Consider the following 17,128-nt stretch of genomic DNA (forward strand, 5'->3'; position numbering starts at 1 on the left):
TCGAACGAAACCCCAGGAGACCCCGTGACGATCTACAAGCTTGGCGACACCGCCCCGACGATCCACGAAAGCGTGTTTGTCGCCGATACCGCGGCGATCATCGGCAAAGTCGTGCTCGAAGAAAACGCAAGCGTGTGGTTCGGCGCGACGATTCGCGGCGACAACGAGCCGATCACGGTCGGCGCCGGCAGCAACGTTCAGGAAGGCGCGGTGCTGCACACCGACCCCGGCTATCCGCTGACGATCGCCGGGAACGTGACGATCGGCCATCAGGCGATGCTGCACGGCTGCACGATCGGCGAAGGCTCGCTGGTCGGCATCCAGGCGGTGATCTTGAATGGCGCGGTGATCGGCCGCAACTGTCTGGTCGGCGCCGGCGCGGTCGTGACGGAGGGCAAGACGTTTCCGGACAATTCGCTGATTCTCGGCGCCCCGGCAAAGGTGGTGCGCGAGCTGTCGGCCGAGGACGTCGCGCGCCTGCGCGCCAATGCGAAGACGTACGTCGACCGGCGTGCGCACTTCAAGGAGCAACTCGTGCGGATCGGCTGATCCGCACGCGATTTTCAAGGAAGAAGAGTGAGCGACCAGTTACAGAAATTCATGTTCAGCGCGGCGCCCGTGCGCGGCGAAATCGTTTCGCTGCGCAATACGTGGCAGGAGGTTCTCACCCGCCGCGACTACCCCGCGCCCGTTCGCACGGTGCTCGGCGAAATGATGGCTGCGTGCGCGCTGCTGTCCGCGAACCTGAAGTTTCACGGCACCCTCGTCATGCAGATCTTCGGCGACGGCCCGGTGAAGATGCTGGTCGTGCAGTGCAGCTCCGACCTGTCGATGCGCGCGACCGCGAAGTTCTCCGGCGAGGCCGCGCAGACGATCGGCGACGACACGCGCTTCGCCGAGCTCGTCAACGCAAGCGGCCACGGCCGCTGCGTGATCACGCTCGACCCGGCCGACAAGCAGCCGGGGCAGCAGCCGTATCAGGGCATCGTCCCGCTGAATGGCGTTGACGGCCCGCTCGAATCGGTCGCGCAGGTGCTCGAGCAGTACATGCACCACTCGGAGCAGCTCGACACCCGCCTGTGGCTCGCCGCCGATCGCGAACGCGCAGTCGGCATGCTGCTGCAGAAACTGCCCGGCGACGGCGGCATCGTGCCGCGTGCGGCCGAGACGGATGCCGACACCTGGGAGCGCGTGTGCACGCTCGGCGGGACGATGTCCGCGCAGGAATTGCTGGAGGTGGATCCGGAAACGGTATTCCGCCGGCTCTTCTGGCAGGAAAACGTGCAGCACTTCGATCCGGCCACCACGCGCTTCCTGTGCACATGCTCGCGCGAGAAAGTGGGCGCGATGCTGCGCATGCTCGGCCGCGAGGAAGTCGATGGCGTGATCGTCGAGCGCGGTCACGTCGAGGTCCATTGCGACTTCTGCAACCAGCGTTATGAATTCGATCCGGTCGACGTCGTGCAACTGTTCGCGACACCCGAGATCGGCGCGAGCGTGACGCCCGCCGCCGATCAGCGGCACTGAACAGGGCGCGCCGCGCCTGTCGCCGACGCATCACCACGAACGCGGCGCGGCCGCCCCACCGCGCACCGCCGCTGGAGAAGGACATGACCCGCCTCTATCGCACGATCGCATCGGCAAGCGCCGCGGTCGGCGCGCTTGCGCTCGCCGGCTGCGCGGTGCAGCCCACGTCCACCATTCTGAGCCGCCTGCCCGAGCCGGCCACCGCGACCGGCGACGCGCGCGCGCTGACGCCTGCGGAACGCAAGCGCTATGACGAGATCGATCGACAGGTGCTGCGCGAGCAGAACGACGCGATCGCCGCGGACGCCGCGATGCGCGCGTGGTCGTACTACGCGCCGTACTACGCGCCGGCGCCTGTGACCTTCTACGGCGGCTACTCGAACGGTGGCTGGGGGCCGCGCTGGGGTACCGGGTTCGGCTACGGCTATCCCGGCTGGTGACAGGCGTCGCGGCGACGCGATCGCGCGAGGATGAAAAAAAACGCGCTGCCGCGCGCTTTCATGAGCATGCGCCGCACGCGTGCGGCCTGGCCATCTTCAGGAAATAAAAAAGCGCGGCATGTACCGCGCCATGTCGATAGGCGATGCGTGGCGCACGCGGCCGGCCTCACGGATGCGCCGGCTTCTGCGCGGCCCTGCCGCCGTGGTGCTTCTCCGGCTTCGCACGCGAGACAGGGTTCGGCACGACACTGACCGGCGCCGCCGAGACTTCGCCGCGCGTCGACGTGTTCGACGGCGTGTTGGCCACCGGCGCGGCCGGCGTGTTCGGCGACACGAACTGCACGAACACCTCGCCGTCCTTCACCATGCCCATCTCGTAGCGCGCGCGCTCCTCGATGGCCGCCGTCCCGCCCTGCAGATCCTGCACCTCGCCCGCGATACGCTCGTTGCGCAGCTTCTCGTCGGCGTTCTTCTGCAATTGGGCGTCCAGTTGCTGACGCAACTCGTGAACCCGCAACCAGCCGCCATGCCCCCACCAAAGGGGAATCTGGATGAGCGCCAGCAAGGCAATCAGAACGACAGTGACAAGCCGCATGAACGAGCCGCAGATATAAGAAGCGCCGCTCCACGCATTACGCAGAGCGGCGTCGAAGGACTAACCGGATAGTAGCGCGTTAGCGCAGGTTGTAGAACGCCGACTTGCCCGGGTAGCTCGCGATATCGCCGAGATCTTCCTCGATGCGCAGCAGCTGGTTGTACTTCGAGATGCGGTCGCTGCGCGACAGCGAGCCGGTCTTGATCTGGCCGGCGTTCAGGCCGACTGCGATATCGGCGATCGTCGAGTCTTCGGTTTCGCCCGAGCGGTGCGAAATCACGGCCGTGTAGCCCGCGCGCTTCGCCATCTCGATTGCCGCGAACGTCTCGGTCAGCGTACCGATCTGGTTGATCTTGATGAGGATCGAGTTCGCGATGCCCTTCTCGATGCCTTCCTTCAGGATGCGCGTGTTGGTCACGAACAGGTCGTCGCCGACGAGCTGCACCTTCTTGCCGAGGCGCTCGGTCAGCAGCTTCCAGCCTTCCCAGTCGCCTTCGTGCATGCCGTCCTCGATCGACACGATCGGGAACTTGTCGGCGAGCGTCGCCAGGTAATCGGTGAACTCGGCCGACGACAGCTGCAGGCCTTCGCCCGCGAGCTGGTACTTGCCGTCGTGGTAGAACTCCGAAGCCGCGCAGTCGAGCGCGAGCAGCACGTCTTCGCCGGCACGGTAGCCAGCCTTCTCGATCGCCTGCAGGATCGTCGACAGGCATTCGTCGTTGCTGCCGAAGTTCGGCGCGAAGCCGCCTTCGTCGCCCACCGCCGTGCTCATGCCGCGGTCCGACAGGATCTTCTTCAGCGCGTGGAACACTTCCGCGCCGCAACGCAGGGCTTCACGGAACGTCGGCTGGCTCACCGGCACGATCATGAATTCCTGGATGTCGAGGCTGTTGTTCGCGTGCGCGCCGCCGTTGACGATGTTCATCATCGGCACCGGCAGCTGCATCGCGCCCGAGCCGCCGAAATAGCGGTACAGCGGCAGGCCGGCCTCTTCGGCGGCGGCCTTCGCGACGGCCATCGACACGGCCAGCATCGCGTTCGCGCCAAGGCGCGACTTGTTGTCGGTGCCGTCGAGCTCGAGCAGCGTCTTGTCGAGGAACGCCTGCTCCGACGCGTCGAGGCCCATGATCGCCTCGGAAATCTCGGTGTTGATGTGCTCGACCGCCTTCAGCACGCCCTTGCCGTTGTAGCGGCCGGCTTCGCCGTCGCGCAGCTCGATCGCTTCACGCGAGCCGGTGGACGCGCCCGACGGCACCGCCGCGCGGCCCATCGTGCCCGATTCGAGCAGCACGTCGCATTCGACGGTAGGGTTGCCGCGCGAATCCAGAATCTCGCGGCCGATGATATCTACGATTGCACTCATGGTTTCCTCTGGGAATGACGTTGGATTCTTCGAGCCGAACGGCGGGCGCGCAGGTGCCGCATTCGCTGCGGATGCGCGGCGCCGCCGCCGGGTTCATTCGTTAGTTGAAATCGTTTTCCAGGAACGGCGCACGCTTCACCGCCTGGTCGAGCGTGACGAGCGTCTCGAGCAGCGCGCTCATCCGGTCGAGCGGCACGGCGTTCGGGCCGTCCGACCTGGCCTCGGCCGGATTCGGGTGGGTCTCCATGAAGAGACCCGAGACGCCCACGGCGACCGCCGCGCGCGCCAGCACCGGCACGAATTCGCGCTGACCGCCCGAACTCGTGCCCTGCCCGCCGGGCAGCTGCACCGAGTGGGTCGCATCGAACACGACGGGTGCGCCGGTCTCGCGCATGATCGCGAGCGAGCGCATGTCGGACACGAGGTTGTTGTAGCCGAACGACACGCCGCGCTCGCACGCCATGAAGCGGTCTTCCGACAGGCCCGCCTCGCGTGCCGCGTCGCGCGCCTTGTCGATCACGTTCTTCATGTCGTGCGGCGCGAGGAACTGGCCCTTCTTGATGTTGACGGGCTTGCCCGAGCGCGCGCATGCGTGGATGAAATCCGTCTGCCGGCACAGGAACGCCGGCGTCTGCAGCACGTCGACGACCGACGCGACCGCCTCGATCTCCTCGACCGCGTGCACGTCGGTCAGCACGGGCAGGCCGAGCTGGCGCTTCACTTCGGACAGGATGCGCAGACCCTCGTCCATTCCGAGGCCGCGGAACGACTTGCCGGAACTGCGGTTCGCCTTGTCGTAGGACGACTTGTAGATGAACGGTACGTTCAGCTTGGCGCAGATTTCCTTCAGGCGGCCGGCCGTGTCGATCGTCATCTGCTCCGACTCGACGACACAGGTGCCCGCGATCAGGAAGAACGGCCTGTCGAGACCGACCTCGAAATCGCACAGCTTCATGCTTTCACTCCGGCGCGCGCCTGCTGGTTGGCGAGCGCTGCCTGAACGAACGACTTGAACAGCGGATGCCCGTCACGCGGCGTCGACGTGAATTCCGGGTGGAACTGGACGCCGACGAACCACGGGTGCATCGAACGCGGCAGTTCCATCATTTCCGGCAGATCCTCGCTCGGGGTGCGCGCGCTGATCACGAGGCCGCTCGCTTCGAGCTGCGGCACCATCAGGTTGTTGACCTCATAGCGGTGGCGGTGACGCTCGTTGACGTCCTTGCCGTAGATTTCCGACGCCAGCGTGCCCGGCTTGATCGGGCAGCGCTGCGAGCCGAGACGCATCGTGCCGCCGAGATCGGAATCTTCCGTGCGCTTCTCGACGCGGCCTTCGCGGTCGTGCCACTCGGTGATCAGCGCGACGACGCGGTCCGGCGTATCCTGATCGAATTCCGTGCTGTTCGCCCGCTTGAGGCCGACGACGTCGCGCGCGAACTCGATCACGGCGAGCTGCATGCCGAGGCAGATGCCGAGATACGGCACCTTCGCCTCGCGCGCATAGCGGATCGCGGCGATCTTGCCTTCCGTGCCGCGACGGCCGAAACCGCCCGGCACCAGCACCGCGTCGAGATGCTTCAGGCTGTCGACGCCATTCGTCTCGATCTCTTCCGAGTCGATGTACTCGATGTTGACCTTCGTCGACGTGTGGATCGACGCATGGCGCAGCGCCTCGATCAGCGACTTGTACGATTCCGTCAGGTCGACGTACTTGCCGACCATGCCGATCGTCACTTCGTGCTTCGGATTCTGCAGCTTCTCGACCAGCTCCGACCACATGCTGAGGTCGGCGTCCTTCGGCGACAGCTTCAGCTCGTCGCAGATGATCCGGTCGAGGCCCTGGTCGTGCAGCATCTGCGGAATCTTGTAGATGCTGTCGGCGTCCCACACCGAGATCACGGCGTCTTCGGGGACGTTCGAGAACATCGAGATCTTCTTCGATTCGTCGTCCGGAATGCGACGGTCCGCGCGGCACAGCAGCACGTGCGGCAGGATGCCGATCTCGCGCAGCTTCTGCACGCTGTGCTGGGTCGGCTTCGTCTTCAGCTCGCCCGCCGTCGCGACGTACGGCACGAGCGTCAGGTGCACGAAGCACGCGCTGTTGCGGCCGAGGCGCAGGCTCATCTGGCGCGCGGCCTCGAGGAACGGCAGCGACTCGATGTCGCCGACCGTGCCGCCGATCTCGACGATCGCGACGTCCGGATCGCCGCAGGTGGCCGATGCCGCCCCGCGCTCGATGAACGCCTGAATCTCGTTCGTGATGTGCGGAATCACCTGGACGGTCTTGCCCAGATAGTCGCCACGGCGCTCCTTGCGGATCACCGATTCGTAGATCTGGCCCGTCGTGAAGTTGTTGGCCTTGCGCATCTTCGTGCTGATGAAGCGCTCATAGTGGCCGAGGTCGAGGTCCGTCTCCGCTCCGTCTTCGGTCACGAACACTTCGCCGTGCTGAAACGGGCTCATCGTGCCGGGATCGACGTTGATGTACGGATCGAGTTTGAGGAGGGTGACTTTGAGACCGCGCGATTCGAGGATCGCGGCGAGAGAGGCGGCGGCAATCCCCTTGCCGAGGGAAGAAACTACGCCGCCGGTGACGAAAACATATTTGGTCATCGCTGGATGCTCGCGGGAAAAACGGATTATACCGTAAAGCCCGCCCTTCTCTCAGCAATTGGCGCGATGATCGTGCCCTTTGCGGCGGCGTCCCGGACGATCACGCAGATCGCGCGTGCGGCGCCGCGGCCTCCTCCGCGCGCAGCACGTTCAGCATGCGCTGCAACGCGCGGGCCGTCTCGAGCGGCTGCTCCATCGGGAACAGATGACTGCCTTCGAGCCACTCGATGCGCCCGCGTGCCGCACGCCGCGTCGCATCGAGGCCGACCTGACGGACCTCGCGCGAGTGCGTGCCCGCCAGAAAGCCGAGCGGCACCGGCGTGCCGTGCGCGAGCCGCGCGCCGAGCGTGTGCGGCAGCGTCCGGTAGATCAGGTACTCGACCTGCCGGTCGAACGCGAGCGCGCGCTCGCCGTCGGCGGCCGCCTGCGGAATGCCGTAGTCGATGTAGTCGGCGAGCATGCGCTCGTCCCAGCGCGCGAACGCCGGCTTGCCATGGAAATGCCGCCACGCGTCGTCGCGGCTCGGCCACCGGGTGCGCCGGTTGCGCGTCGCCGCGGCGGGCGACAGACGCTCGTCGAGCCCCGCCCACTGGCTCGCGCGCAGCGCGCCGCTGCGCCAGCCCGCGATGATCGGCGAATCGAGCATCACCACGCCGCGCACCCACTGCGGCTTCTTCAGTGCGGCCATCAGCGACAGGTAGCCGCCGAGCGAGTGGCCGACCAGCCATACCGGCCGCTCGTAGCGGCTGCCGATGTCGTCGAGCAGCTGCTCGACGAGATGCGTCCAGTCGCGCGTGACCGGATAACGCCGGTCGTGCCCGATCCGTTCGATGTAGCGCAGCTCGTACTCGTCGGCCAGCTCGGCGAAGATCGTCCGGTACGTGGAGGCCGGAAAGCCGTTCGCATGCGAAAAATGGAGGATGTCCTTCAAGCGCCGATGTCTCCTGTCGTCGTGCCGCGGCGCGCATCAGCGGCCCATCCAGTAGCGGCGATGCGTGTCGCGGAAGCGTTCGAGCGCGAACCCGCCGCCCGCCGGTGCGACGTCGATGCGCACGGCGCCGTCGCGATCGGTGCGTGGCAACGGAATGCCGCGCCCTTCGTAACGCGCCCGGACGGTCGGGTGCGGATGCCCGAAGCGATTCCGATAGCCTACCTGAAATACCGCGACGCGCGGCCCGACGGAGTCGAGGAAAGGCTCGGTCGACGACGTGCGGCTGCCGTGGTGCGGGACGACGAGGATTTGCGCGGCGAGCGCGTCGCGGTCCGCGTCAACGAGCCGCCGCTCCGAGCGCGCGTCGATGTCGCCCGTCAGCAGCGCCGACGTGCCGCCCGCGTCCACGCGCAGCACGCAGGACTGCGCGTTCGACGGCCCGCCGCCGGGACCGCCGTGCGGCCACAGCACCGAGAACGTCACGCCGTCCCACGTCCAGCGCTGCCCGGCCACGCACGGCAAGCGCGCGGCGACGCCCGCCGCTTGCGCGGCTCGCCAGAGCCCGCTTGCCGGCGGCAGACCGGCGAGCAGCAGACGCACGTCGGCCGCGCCATAGACGGCCGACGCGCCGCCCGCATGATCCGCATCCGCATGGCTGAGCACGAGCGCATCGAGCGTGCGGATGCCGTGCGCGCGCAGGAACGGCGTGACGATCCGCTCGCCCGCATGGGACGATTCCGGCCCCGGCCCCGCGTCGAACAGCAGCGCATGGCGCGCCGTCTCGACCAGCACCGCCGAACCCTGCCCGACGTCCAGCGCCGTCAGGCGAAAGCCGCCTTCGCGCGGCGCGTCGGACGCCGGCGCGAGCAGCGGCAGCCACGTGATCGGCGCCGCCCAGCGCAGCGGCCAGCCGCGCGGCATCAGCGCCCAGACCGCGCCGCCGCACGCGAGCGCCAGCGCCGCCCCGCCCGGCATCGGCAGCCACCGCACGCTGCCCGGCCACTCCGCGAGCCGGACCAGGGCCGAACCCATCGGCCCGAGCAGCGCGTGCGCGAGCCGGAACGCGTGCACGTCGAGCGGCGCGGGCAGCACGATGCCGGCGAGCACCACGGGCGTCACCAGGAAACTGACCCACGGAATCGCGAACGCGTTGGCAAGCGGGCCGACGACGGAGATCTGCGCGAACCATGCGGCGGTCAGCGGCGCAAGGCCGATCGTGACCGCGTACTGGATGCGCGCGGCGCCGGCCACGCGCCGGCCCGCTCGGGCGCAGCACGCGCGCAGCCGCTCGCCGAACCCTGCGTCGTCCGGCTCGTCGTGCCCGTCGGGCGCACGCACGCCCGACGCGGCGAGCAGGATCACGCCGACCGCGCCGAACGACAGCCAGAACCCGGCGGACAGGACGGCCCACGGATCGGCCAGCAGCACGCCGCCGAGCGCGATGCACAGCAGCGACGATGCCGGTGCGCTGCGCCCCGCGAGATACGCGATGCTCGCCGCCGCGATCATCCACCACGCGCGTTGCGCGGGCACGTTGAAACCGGCGAGCGCCGCGTAGCAGCCGGCCGCCGCCATCGCGGCGAGCGCGCCCGCGCAGGGCGCCGGGACAACGAGCGCCGCGCTCCAGCCGCGCCAGCGCACACGAGGCCAGCCCGCCGACGCGAGCCAGCCGGCCAGCCCGCCGACTAGACCGATGTGCAGCCCCGAGATCGCGACCAGATGGCTGGTGCCGGTGTCGCGCAGCACGCGCCAGTCGTCGGCGCCGATGCCGGCCTGATCGCCGATCGCCAATGCCGTGACGATCCCGCGATGCCGCGCGTCCGGCCCGAGTGCCACGGCGATGCGCTCGCGCAGGGCGGTGCGCCACCGGTCGACCGACGCCCGGACGCCGCGCGCATCCACATCGAGCCGCTCGGCGCGCTGCGGCTGCGTCACGTAACCGAGCGCGCGCACGCCGGCCGCCAGCCACGCCGCTTCGCCGTCGCGCACACGGGGGTTGGCCTCTGCGTGCGGCCGCTTCAGGCGCACCGTCAGGCGCCAGCGTTGCGCGGCGCGCAGGTCCGGGATCGCGGCCGCGTCGCGCGCGCCGTAGTGGCGCCAGCTCAAACGGATCGACGGCGGAAAATGCGCGATGCCGGCATCGTTCGACTCGACGTCGAACAGAAACCGCGCGCCGGCGTCGTCGACGGCCGGCAGCCCCCTGATTGCACCGGTGACGACGATGTCGCGCCCTTCCCACTCGACCGGCAACGCGTCGCGCAACCGCCATTCGGCGCGCGCCGCCGCATACCCGAACCCGGCCAGGCCCGCCGCCGCCGCGCACGCGAGCCAGCCGAGCATCGCTGTCGCGCGGGTGCGCGCAGTGCGGCGCGCGCACCACACGCCTGCTGCCAGCCCACCGCACGCAAGCGTGCCGCCCAGCCAGCCCGCGACGCCCGGCAACGCCGGCTGCCACTGCAGCGCGACGACGCCGAGCGCGAACGCCATCCACCCTACGCGCATCCCGCCTCCTCGCCGGCATCGCGCCGCCGTTCCGGAAGCGGCGCCCGTTCGAAGCGATTATGCGGACAAAAGCGCGAGGCGCGGCAATGCGGCGTGCGCGTTGGCCGAAGTGGATACTGCGAGCGCGTGCGCGTCGATCCCGCGCAACGCGGCGAGCACGTCGCCGATGCGCGGCACCTGATCGGGCGTATTGCGGGAGTTGTAGCGCCATTCGGGCGCGATGTCGGGCGCATCGGTCTCGACCACGAGCGCGTCGACCGGCAGTTGCGCCGCCAGCCGGCGGATCTGCAGCGCGCGCTCGAACGTGATGTTGCCGCCGAAGCCGAGATGGACGCCCTGCGCGAGATAGGCGTGCGCCTGCTGAAAGCTGCCGTTGAACGCATGCGCGATGCCGCGCCGCACGCCGAAGCGGCGCAGCCCGGCCAGCACGCGATCCTGCGACTTGCGGACATGGCACACCACCGGCAGGTCGAAGTCGCGCGCGAGCTTCAGTTGCGCGTCGTAAAAAAATTGCTGACGCGCGTCGTCGAGCCCCGGCACGAAACCATCCAGACCGATCTCGCCGATACCGACGAAACACGGATCGTCGAGGCTCGCGTCGATTTCCATCCGCAACAGGTCGAGATCCTCGTCGCGTGCGCGAGGCGTATACATCGGATGGATGCCGAGCATGTAGACGGCGCCCGGCGTGCGGTGCGCCAGCTCGCGCACCGCCGTGAAGTTGTCGCGCCCGACGCTCGGGATCACGATGCGCGACACGCCCGCATCGCGCGCCGCCTGCGCGACCGCGTCGCGGTCGGCGTCGAACTCGGCAGCATCGAGATGGCAGTGCGTGTCGATCCACATGTCAGGTCAAAATTCGCGACGCGGCCCCGGGCGCGCCGGCGCCCGCCCGGCGGGCGGCGCGCGCGCAAGCCGCCGTTTCCCGTCAGACCGGCACCGCCGGCTCCTCGTACAGCACGCCGTCACGCAGCCGCATGATGCGGTCGCAACGCGCGGCGAGATCGGTATCGTGCGTGACGATCACGAAGCTCGTGTCGAGCGTCGCGGACAATTCGAGCATCAGGTTGAACACCGTATCCGCCGTGCCGCCGTCGAGGTTGCCGGTCGGCTCGTCGGCGAGCACGCACGCGGGCTTCGTCACGAGCGCGCGCGCGATCGCGACGCGCTGCCGCTCGCCGCCGGACAGCTCGCCCGGACGATGCTTCGCGCGCCCGCCGAGCCCGACCCGATCGAGCATCGCCTGCGCTTCGCGGCGTGCATCCTCGGTCGTCATCCGGCGAATCCGCAGCGGCATCGCGACGTTGTCGAGCGCGGAGAATTCCGGCAGCAGATGGTGGAACTGATAGACGAAACCGAGCGCGCGGTTGCGCAGGTCGTTGCGCTCGCGCTCGGCGAGCTGCGTAAACGGCTTGCCGAGCAGCGACACCTGGCCCGCGCTCGGCTCGTCGAGCCCGCCCAGCACGTGCAGGAGCGTGCTTTTGCCGGAGCCGGACGCGCCGACGATCGCGAGCTTCTCGCCACGCCGCACCGACAGCTCGGTGTTGTTGAGCACTTGCACGTTGAAGCCGCCCTGCACGAACGCCTTCGTGATCCCGCGCGCCTGAAGCACGTATTCCTGCATACCCGCCGAACCTTGATTGTCCTGTTGATGAGAGAAAGCGACGGCACGGTCATTCATAGCGCAGCGCCTCCGCCGGCCGCACCTTCGCGCCGCGCCAGCTCGGATACAGCGTCGCGACCGCCGACAGCGCGAACGCGATCAGGCCGATCCGGATCACGTCGCTCGCGACCAGCTCGGACGGCAACTCGCTGATGAAGTACACCGACGGCGGCAGGAACTGCACGCCGAACGCATGCTCGATCATCGGAATCAGCCACGGGATGCTCCACGCGATCAGGCAGCCGAGCGCGACGCCTGCGGCCGTGCCGACGAAGCCGATCGTCACGCCCTGCACGACGAAAATCTTCATGATCGAGCCTGGCTGCGCGCCGAGCGTGCGCAGGATCGCGATGTCCGCCTGCTTGTTGGTCACCGTCATCACGAGCGACGACACGAGGTTGAACGCGGCCACCGCGATGATCAGCGTGAGGATGATGAACATCATCCGCTTCTCGATCTGCACCGCCGAGAACCACGTCTTGTTCTGCTGCGTCCAGTCGCGGATGTACAGGCTGCCCGACAGCGAACGCGACAGCTCGACCGCGACCTCGGGCGCCTTCTGCATGTCCTTCAGGCGCAGCCGCACGCCGGTCGGCGCGGGCAGGCGGAACAGCGCCTCGGCATCCTGGATGTTGACCATCGCGAGGCTGCTGTCGTATTCGTAATGCCCGGACTCGAAGATGCCGACCACCGTGAACTGCTTCAGGCGCGGCAGCATCCCGGCCGGCGTGATCGTGCCTTCCGGCGCGACGAGCGTGACCTTGTCGCCGACCGTGACGCCGAGATTGCCGGCGAGTGCATCGCCGAGCACGATGCCGAACTGCCCCGGCACGAGCGCCGCGAGCGCGCCGGCCTTCATGTCCTTGCCGACCTCCGACACCTGCGGCTCGAGCGACGGCTCGACGCCGCGCAGCATCACGCCGTTGACCGCGTCCTGGCGGGTGAGCAGCGCCTGCGCGTCGACATACGGCGCCGCGCCGATCACCGACGGATTCAGGCGCGCTTCCTTCGCAGTCATTTGCCAGTCGGGCATCGCGCCCGTCGGCGAGAACACCTCGACGTGCGCGAGCACCGACAGCATGCGGTCGCGCACCTCCTTCTGGAAGCCGTTCATCACCGACAGCACGACGATCAGCGCTGCGACGCCAAGCGCGATGCCGAGCATCGAGACGAGCGCGATGAAGGAAATGAAACCGTTGCCGGTCGTGCGTTTGCCGGCGCGCGTATAGCGCCAGCCGATCTGCCATTCGTATGGAACTTTCAAGCGAATCCTTTCTGCTGGTTGCGGCGAATCGGGCGGTCCATCACCCGGCTCGCGTTCGGCCCGCGCGGGACGGAAAACGGCCGCCGTGCGCAGGCGGGCCGTCGACCGGCCCGATCACGCGCGCAGTTTGCCATACAATGCGCACCATCATGCACGACCGACGCCTCCATTTTCTCGTCCCCTTCGCGCTGCCGGCCGCGGCCGATGCCGCCTCGTCCCTGCACACCCTGGACAGCCCCGCGCTCGAAAAGTTGCTGTCGCGCGCCAGCCTCGTCGAGCGGGTGGCCGGCGAGGACTTCCAGCGCACGCTGCCGCACGAGCGCTGGCTCGCCCACCGGTTCGGCGCGGCGCCGGGCAACGCCGCCGACGAGGCGCCGCTCGCGCCCTACATGCTGCTCGCCGACGGCGGCGACCCCGGCGAGCACGCGTGGGCGTGCGTCGAGCCCGTGCACGTGCAGATCGCGCACGACCATCTGGTGCTCGTCGACCCGGCCGCGCTTGCGCTCGGCGACGACGAGGCCGCCGCGCTGCTCGCCGTCGCCCGGCCGCTGATCGAGGAGCTGGGGGTGCGGCTCGAAGCGCCCTGCCCGACCCGCTGGTATCTGTCGAGCGAACAGTTCCGCCCTCTCGCGGGCGCCGCGCCGCTGCGCGCGAGCGGGCGCAACATCGAGATCTGGCTGCCGCACGAGGCGCACACGGGCGAACGCTCGCGCGTCTGGATGAAGCTGCAGAACGAAGTGCAGATGGCGTGGTTCCAGCATCCCGTCAACGAGGCCCGCGAGGCGCGCGGGCTACCCGCCGTCAACTCGATCTGGTTCCACGCGCAGGGCGTGCTGAAACCGGTCGGCCGGCCGTTCGCCCGCGTGCTGTCGGATTCGCCCGCGGCGCTCGGCCTCGCGCGCGCCGGCCAGGCCGACACCGGCGCGCCGCCGGCCCGGTTCGACGCGCTCGGCGCGCCCGCCGATGGCGCGACGCTCGTCGAGCTGTCGACGCTCACCGCCCCGTTCATCGAGCAGGACTGGGCGCGCTGGCACGCGGCGCTCGACGCGCTGGAACGCGACTGGTTCGCGCCCGCGCTCGCGGCGCTTTCACGCGGCGAGCTAACGAGCCTCGACCTCACCCTGTGCGGCGACACCAGCTCGGTGACGCTGCGCACGACGCGCGGCGACCTGCGCAAGTTCTGGCGCCGCCGCGCGCTCGCCTCCCTGTTCGAATAACCCGCCCGAGCATGACCCGTATCGTTCAACGTTCCGTCGCGCCCGCCGATGCCGAGGCGCTCGCGCGCCACGGCGTGCATCCGGTGCTCGCGCGCCTGTTCGCGTCGCGCGGCGTCACGTCGCCCGCCGACATCGAGACCGCGCTCGCGCGGCTTGTCCCGCCCACCGAACTGAAAGGCTGCGCCGACGCCGCCGCGCTGCTTGCCGACGCGATCGCCGAACAGCGCCGCCTGCTGGTCGTCGCCGACTACGACTGCGACGGCGCGACCGCCTGCGCAGTCGCGGTGCGCGGCCTGCGGATGTTCGGCGCACAGATCGACTACCTGGTGCCGAACCGCTTCGAGTACGGCTACGGCCTCACGCCCGAGATCGTCGAGCTGGCCGCGACGCGCCGGCCCGACCTGCTGATCACGGTCGACAACGGCATCGCGAGCGTCGCGGGCGTCGAGGCCGCGAACGCGCGCGGCATCGACGTGCTGGTGACCGATCACCATCTGCCCGGCGACGCGCTGCCCGCCGCGCGCGCGATCGTCAACCCGAACCAGCCCGGCTGCACGTTCCCGAGCAAGCACGTCGCCGGCGTCGGCGTGATGTTCTACGTGCTGCTCGCGCTGCGCGCGGAGCTGCGCCGGCGCGGCGCGTTCGCCAGCAAGGACGCCGAGCCGCGCCTCGACGGCCTGCTCGATCTCGTCGCGCTCGGCACCGTCGCCGACGTCGTGCGGCTCGATGGCAACAACCGGGTGCTCGTCGCGCAGGGGCTGCACCGCATCCGCAACGGCCGCATGCAGCCGGGGATCGCCGCGCTGTTCCGCGCGGCGGGCCGCGACGCGCGCACCGCGTCGGGCTTCGATCTCGGCTTCGGCCTCGGCCCGCGGCTGAACGCCGCCGGCCGCCTGTCGGACATGTCGCTCGGCATCGAGTGCCTGATCACCGACGACATCGGCCGCGCGTGGGAACTCGCGCAGCAGCTCGACGCGATGAACCGCGAACGCCGCGAAATCGAGGCCGGCATGCAGCAGCAGGCGCTCGCCGACCTCGCCGCCGTCGATCCGGCCGACGCGTGCTCGATCACGCTGTTCAACCCCGAATGGCACCAGGGCGTGATCGGCATCGTCGCCGGGCGGCTGAAGGAGAAATTCCACCGCCCGTCGTTTACGTTCGCGCACGCGGACGAGCACGGCGAACGGGTCAAGGGCTCCGGACGGTCGATCCCCGGCTTCCATCTGCGCGACGCGCTCGATCTCGTGTCGAAGCGCGAGCCGGACCTGCTCGTCGCGTTCGGCGGCCACGCGATGGCGGCGGGCGTCACGCTCGACGCGCGGAACGTGCCGCGCTTCGCCGCCGCGTTCGAGAAGGTTGCGCGCGAGTGGCTGTCGGACGACGCGCTCGCCCGCGTGATCGAAACCGACGGCGAGCTCGAAGACGCGTACTTCACGCCGCAGTTCGTCGAGCTGCTCGACGCCGCGGTGTGGGGCCAGGGCTTTCCGGCGCCGCTTTTCTCCGGCGAATTCGACGTCGCGTCGCAGGCGCTCGTGAAGGACAAGCACCTGAAGCTGCAGCTGGTGCGCGGCCGCCAGCGCTTCAACGCGATCTGGTTCAACCACACCGAGCCGCTGCCGCCGCGCGCGCTGCTCGCCTACCGCCTCGTCAGCGACACCTGGAACGGCGTGACGCGCGTGCAGCTGATCGTCGAGCACGCGGCGCATTAGGGCCCGTTCGCGCCGATAACCGGCTTGCGCCGGCCGCCGGACGGAATTTCTCGAGGACTGAGGAACGCGCCTTGCCCGCCGGGGCGCGGCCGCCTGCCTGCGGCGCGCCGTCGTCGCCGGGCGGATGCCCCGATCGGCTATAATTCCGCTTTTTTACGAAGCACGAAAAGCGAAACGATCATGGAAGCGGAACGTCTCAACGCGATCGAAAGCTCTCTGCTCGACCTGCGCCGCCGCGCGGGCGAGCTTCGGGGGTATCTTTGACTACGACGCCAAGTCTGCGCGTCTAGCCGAAGTCAACAAGGAACTCGAAGATCCCAACGTCTGGAACGACTCGAAGAACGCGCAGGCGCTCGGTCGTGAGAAGAAGTTGCTGGAAGGCGTCGTGACGACGCTGAGCGCGCTGGACAACGACCTGCGCGACGCGCAGGACCTGTTCGACCTCGCGCACGAGGAAAACGACGAGGACACCCTCGTCGCGAGCGAAGGCGAGGCCGCCGCGCTGGAACTGCGCGTCGCCGACATCGAGTTCCGCCGGATGTTCTCGAACCCGGCCGACCCGAACAACTGCTTCATCGACATCCAGGCCGGCGCTGGCGGCACCGAGGCGTGCGACTGGGCATCGATGCTGCTGCGCCAGTACCTGCGCTACTGCGAGCGCAAGGGCTTCAAGGCCGAAGTGCTCGAAGAATCCGACGGCGACGTCGCCGGCATCAAGAACGCGACGATCAAGGTCTCGGGCGAATACGCGTACGGCTACCTGCGCACCGAAACGGGCATTCACCGCCTCGTGCGGAAGTCGCCGTTCGATTCGTCGGGCGGGCGCCACACGTCGTTCTCGTCGGTGTTCGTCTATCCGGAAATCGACGACTCGATCGAAGTCGAGGTCAACCCGGCCGATCTGCGCATCGACACGTACCGCGCATCGGGCGCGGGCGGCCAGCACATCAACAAGACCGACTCCGCGGTGCGGATCACGCACATGCCGACCGGCATCGTCGTTCAGTGCCAGAACGACCGCTCGCAGCACCGCAACCGCGCCGAAGCGATGGCGATGCTGAAGTCGCGGCTGTACGAGGCCGAGCTGCGCAAGCGCCAGGCCGAGCAGGACAAGCTCGAATCGAGCAAGACCGACGTGGGCTGGGGCCACCAGATCCGCTCGTACGTGCTCGACCAGAGCCGTGTGAAGGACCTGCGCACGAACGTCGAAATGAGCAACACGAGAGCGGTGCTCGACGGCGATCTCGACGACTTCATCGGCGCGAGCCTGAAACAGGGCGTGTAAGCGCCGCGGCGCGGCCCTG

15 protein-coding genes are annotated in these 17,128 nt (G+C 68.9%); 6 read left to right on the forward strand and 9 right to left on the reverse strand.

Going from position 1 to position 17,128, the window contains the following annotated elements; translation table 11 throughout:
• Nucleotides 1-24 precede the first annotated feature (24 nt).
• The 3 genes from LIG30_RS15485 to LIG30_RS15495 all read left to right on the forward strand — a co-directional run bounded on the left by LIG30_RS15485 (nt 25) and on the right by LIG30_RS15495 (nt 1,967).
• Entirely contained in the window at nt 25-549 is a 525-nt protein-coding gene (locus LIG30_RS15485; protein ID WP_038713489.1) for a gamma carbonic anhydrase family protein, read from the forward strand.
• Nucleotides 550-576: 27 nt separating this feature from the next.
• Complete coding sequence (gene hslO, locus LIG30_RS15490; protein WP_038713490.1) at nt 577-1,527, forward strand: Hsp33 family molecular chaperone HslO; 951 nt, start codon at nt 577-579, stop codon at nt 1,525-1,527.
• Between the two features lie 83 nt (nt 1,528-1,610).
• Nucleotides 1,611-1,967, forward strand: coding sequence for a hypothetical protein (locus tag LIG30_RS15495; RefSeq protein ID WP_038713491.1), 357 nt, complete (start codon nt 1,611-1,613; stop codon nt 1,965-1,967).
• Between the two features lie 166 nt (nt 1,968-2,133).
• Here the strand turns inward: LIG30_RS15495 and ftsB are convergent, their stop codons facing one another.
• The 9 genes from ftsB to LIG30_RS15540 form a co-directional block, all read right to left on the reverse strand.
• On the reverse strand, nt 2,134-2,562 hold the full coding sequence (gene ftsB / locus LIG30_RS15500; RefSeq protein ID WP_038713492.1) for a cell division protein FtsB: 429 nt from the start codon (nt 2,560-2,562) through the stop codon (nt 2,134-2,136).
• 79 nt (nt 2,563-2,641) lie between these two features.
• Nucleotides 2,642-3,925 carry a phosphopyruvate hydratase gene (eno, locus tag LIG30_RS15505; protein WP_009689673.1) on the reverse strand — a complete coding sequence of 428 codons (1,284 nt, stop codon included), beginning with the start codon at nt 3,923-3,925 and terminating at the stop codon, nt 2,642-2,644.
• A 100-nt stretch (nt 3,926-4,025) separates the two neighbouring features.
• A complete protein-coding gene (gene kdsA / locus LIG30_RS15510) occupies nt 4,026-4,880 on the reverse strand; it encodes a 3-deoxy-8-phosphooctulonate synthase (protein ID WP_038713493.1) in 855 nt (284 codons plus the stop codon).
• Complete coding sequence (locus LIG30_RS15515) at nt 4,877-6,538, reverse strand: CTP synthase (protein ID WP_038713494.1); 1,662 nt, start codon at nt 6,536-6,538, stop codon at nt 4,877-4,879. The genes kdsA and LIG30_RS15515 overlap by 4 nt, the downstream gene beginning before the upstream one ends.
• A gap of 100 nt (nt 6,539-6,638) precedes the next feature.
• Complete coding sequence (locus LIG30_RS15520; RefSeq protein ID WP_038713495.1) at nt 6,639-7,469, reverse strand: alpha/beta fold hydrolase; 831 nt, start codon at nt 7,467-7,469, stop codon at nt 6,639-6,641.
• Between the two features lie 36 nt (nt 7,470-7,505).
• Nucleotides 7,506-9,971, reverse strand: coding sequence for a ComEC/Rec2 family competence protein (locus LIG30_RS15525; RefSeq protein WP_038713496.1), 2,466 nt, complete (start codon nt 9,969-9,971; stop codon nt 7,506-7,508).
• A 57-nt stretch (nt 9,972-10,028) separates the two neighbouring features.
• On the reverse strand, nt 10,029-10,817 hold the full coding sequence (locus LIG30_RS15530; protein ID WP_038713497.1) for a TatD family hydrolase: 789 nt from the start codon (nt 10,815-10,817) through the stop codon (nt 10,029-10,031).
• An 82-nt stretch (nt 10,818-10,899) separates the two neighbouring features.
• Nucleotides 10,900-11,652 (reverse strand): lipoprotein-releasing ABC transporter ATP-binding protein LolD, encoded by a 753-nt coding sequence (lolD, locus tag LIG30_RS15535; protein WP_051995040.1) that lies wholly within the window; start codon nt 11,650-11,652, stop codon nt 10,900-10,902.
• A complete protein-coding gene (locus tag LIG30_RS15540; RefSeq protein WP_038713499.1) occupies nt 11,645-12,898 on the reverse strand; it encodes a lipoprotein-releasing ABC transporter permease subunit in 1,254 nt (417 codons plus the stop codon). The genes lolD and LIG30_RS15540 overlap by 8 nt, the downstream gene beginning before the upstream one ends.
• Nucleotides 12,899-13,047: 149 nt before the next feature.
• Between LIG30_RS15540 and LIG30_RS15545 the strand changes: the two genes are divergently transcribed.
• From LIG30_RS15545 to prfB, 3 genes are all read left to right on the forward strand, one after another.
• Nucleotides 13,048-14,115, forward strand: a complete 1,068-nt coding sequence (locus LIG30_RS15545; RefSeq protein ID WP_152986106.1) for a regulator — start codon at nt 13,048-13,050, stop codon at nt 14,113-14,115.
• 11 nt (nt 14,116-14,126) lie between these two features.
• The gene (gene recJ, locus LIG30_RS15550; RefSeq protein WP_038713501.1) at nt 14,127-15,824 is read left to right on the forward strand and encodes a single-stranded-DNA-specific exonuclease RecJ; all 1,698 of its coding nucleotides are present in this window, start codon (nt 14,127-14,129) and stop codon (nt 15,822-15,824) included.
• A gap of 180 nt (nt 15,825-16,004) precedes the next feature.
• Nucleotides 16,005-17,109, forward strand: a protein-coding gene (gene prfB, locus LIG30_RS26395) for a peptide chain release factor 2 (RefSeq protein WP_152986107.1) whose coding sequence is annotated in 2 segments (ribosomal slippage) — nt 16,005-16,085 and nt 16,087-17,109 — 1,104 coding nt in all. Because the reading frame shifts where the segments join, the coding sequence is not laid out codon by codon here.
• Nucleotides 17,110-17,128: the final 19 nt, after the last annotated feature.

The organism is Burkholderia sp. lig30, from assembly GCF_000687455.2.
Lineage (GTDB): Bacteria > Pseudomonadota > Gammaproteobacteria > Burkholderiales > Burkholderiaceae > Burkholderia.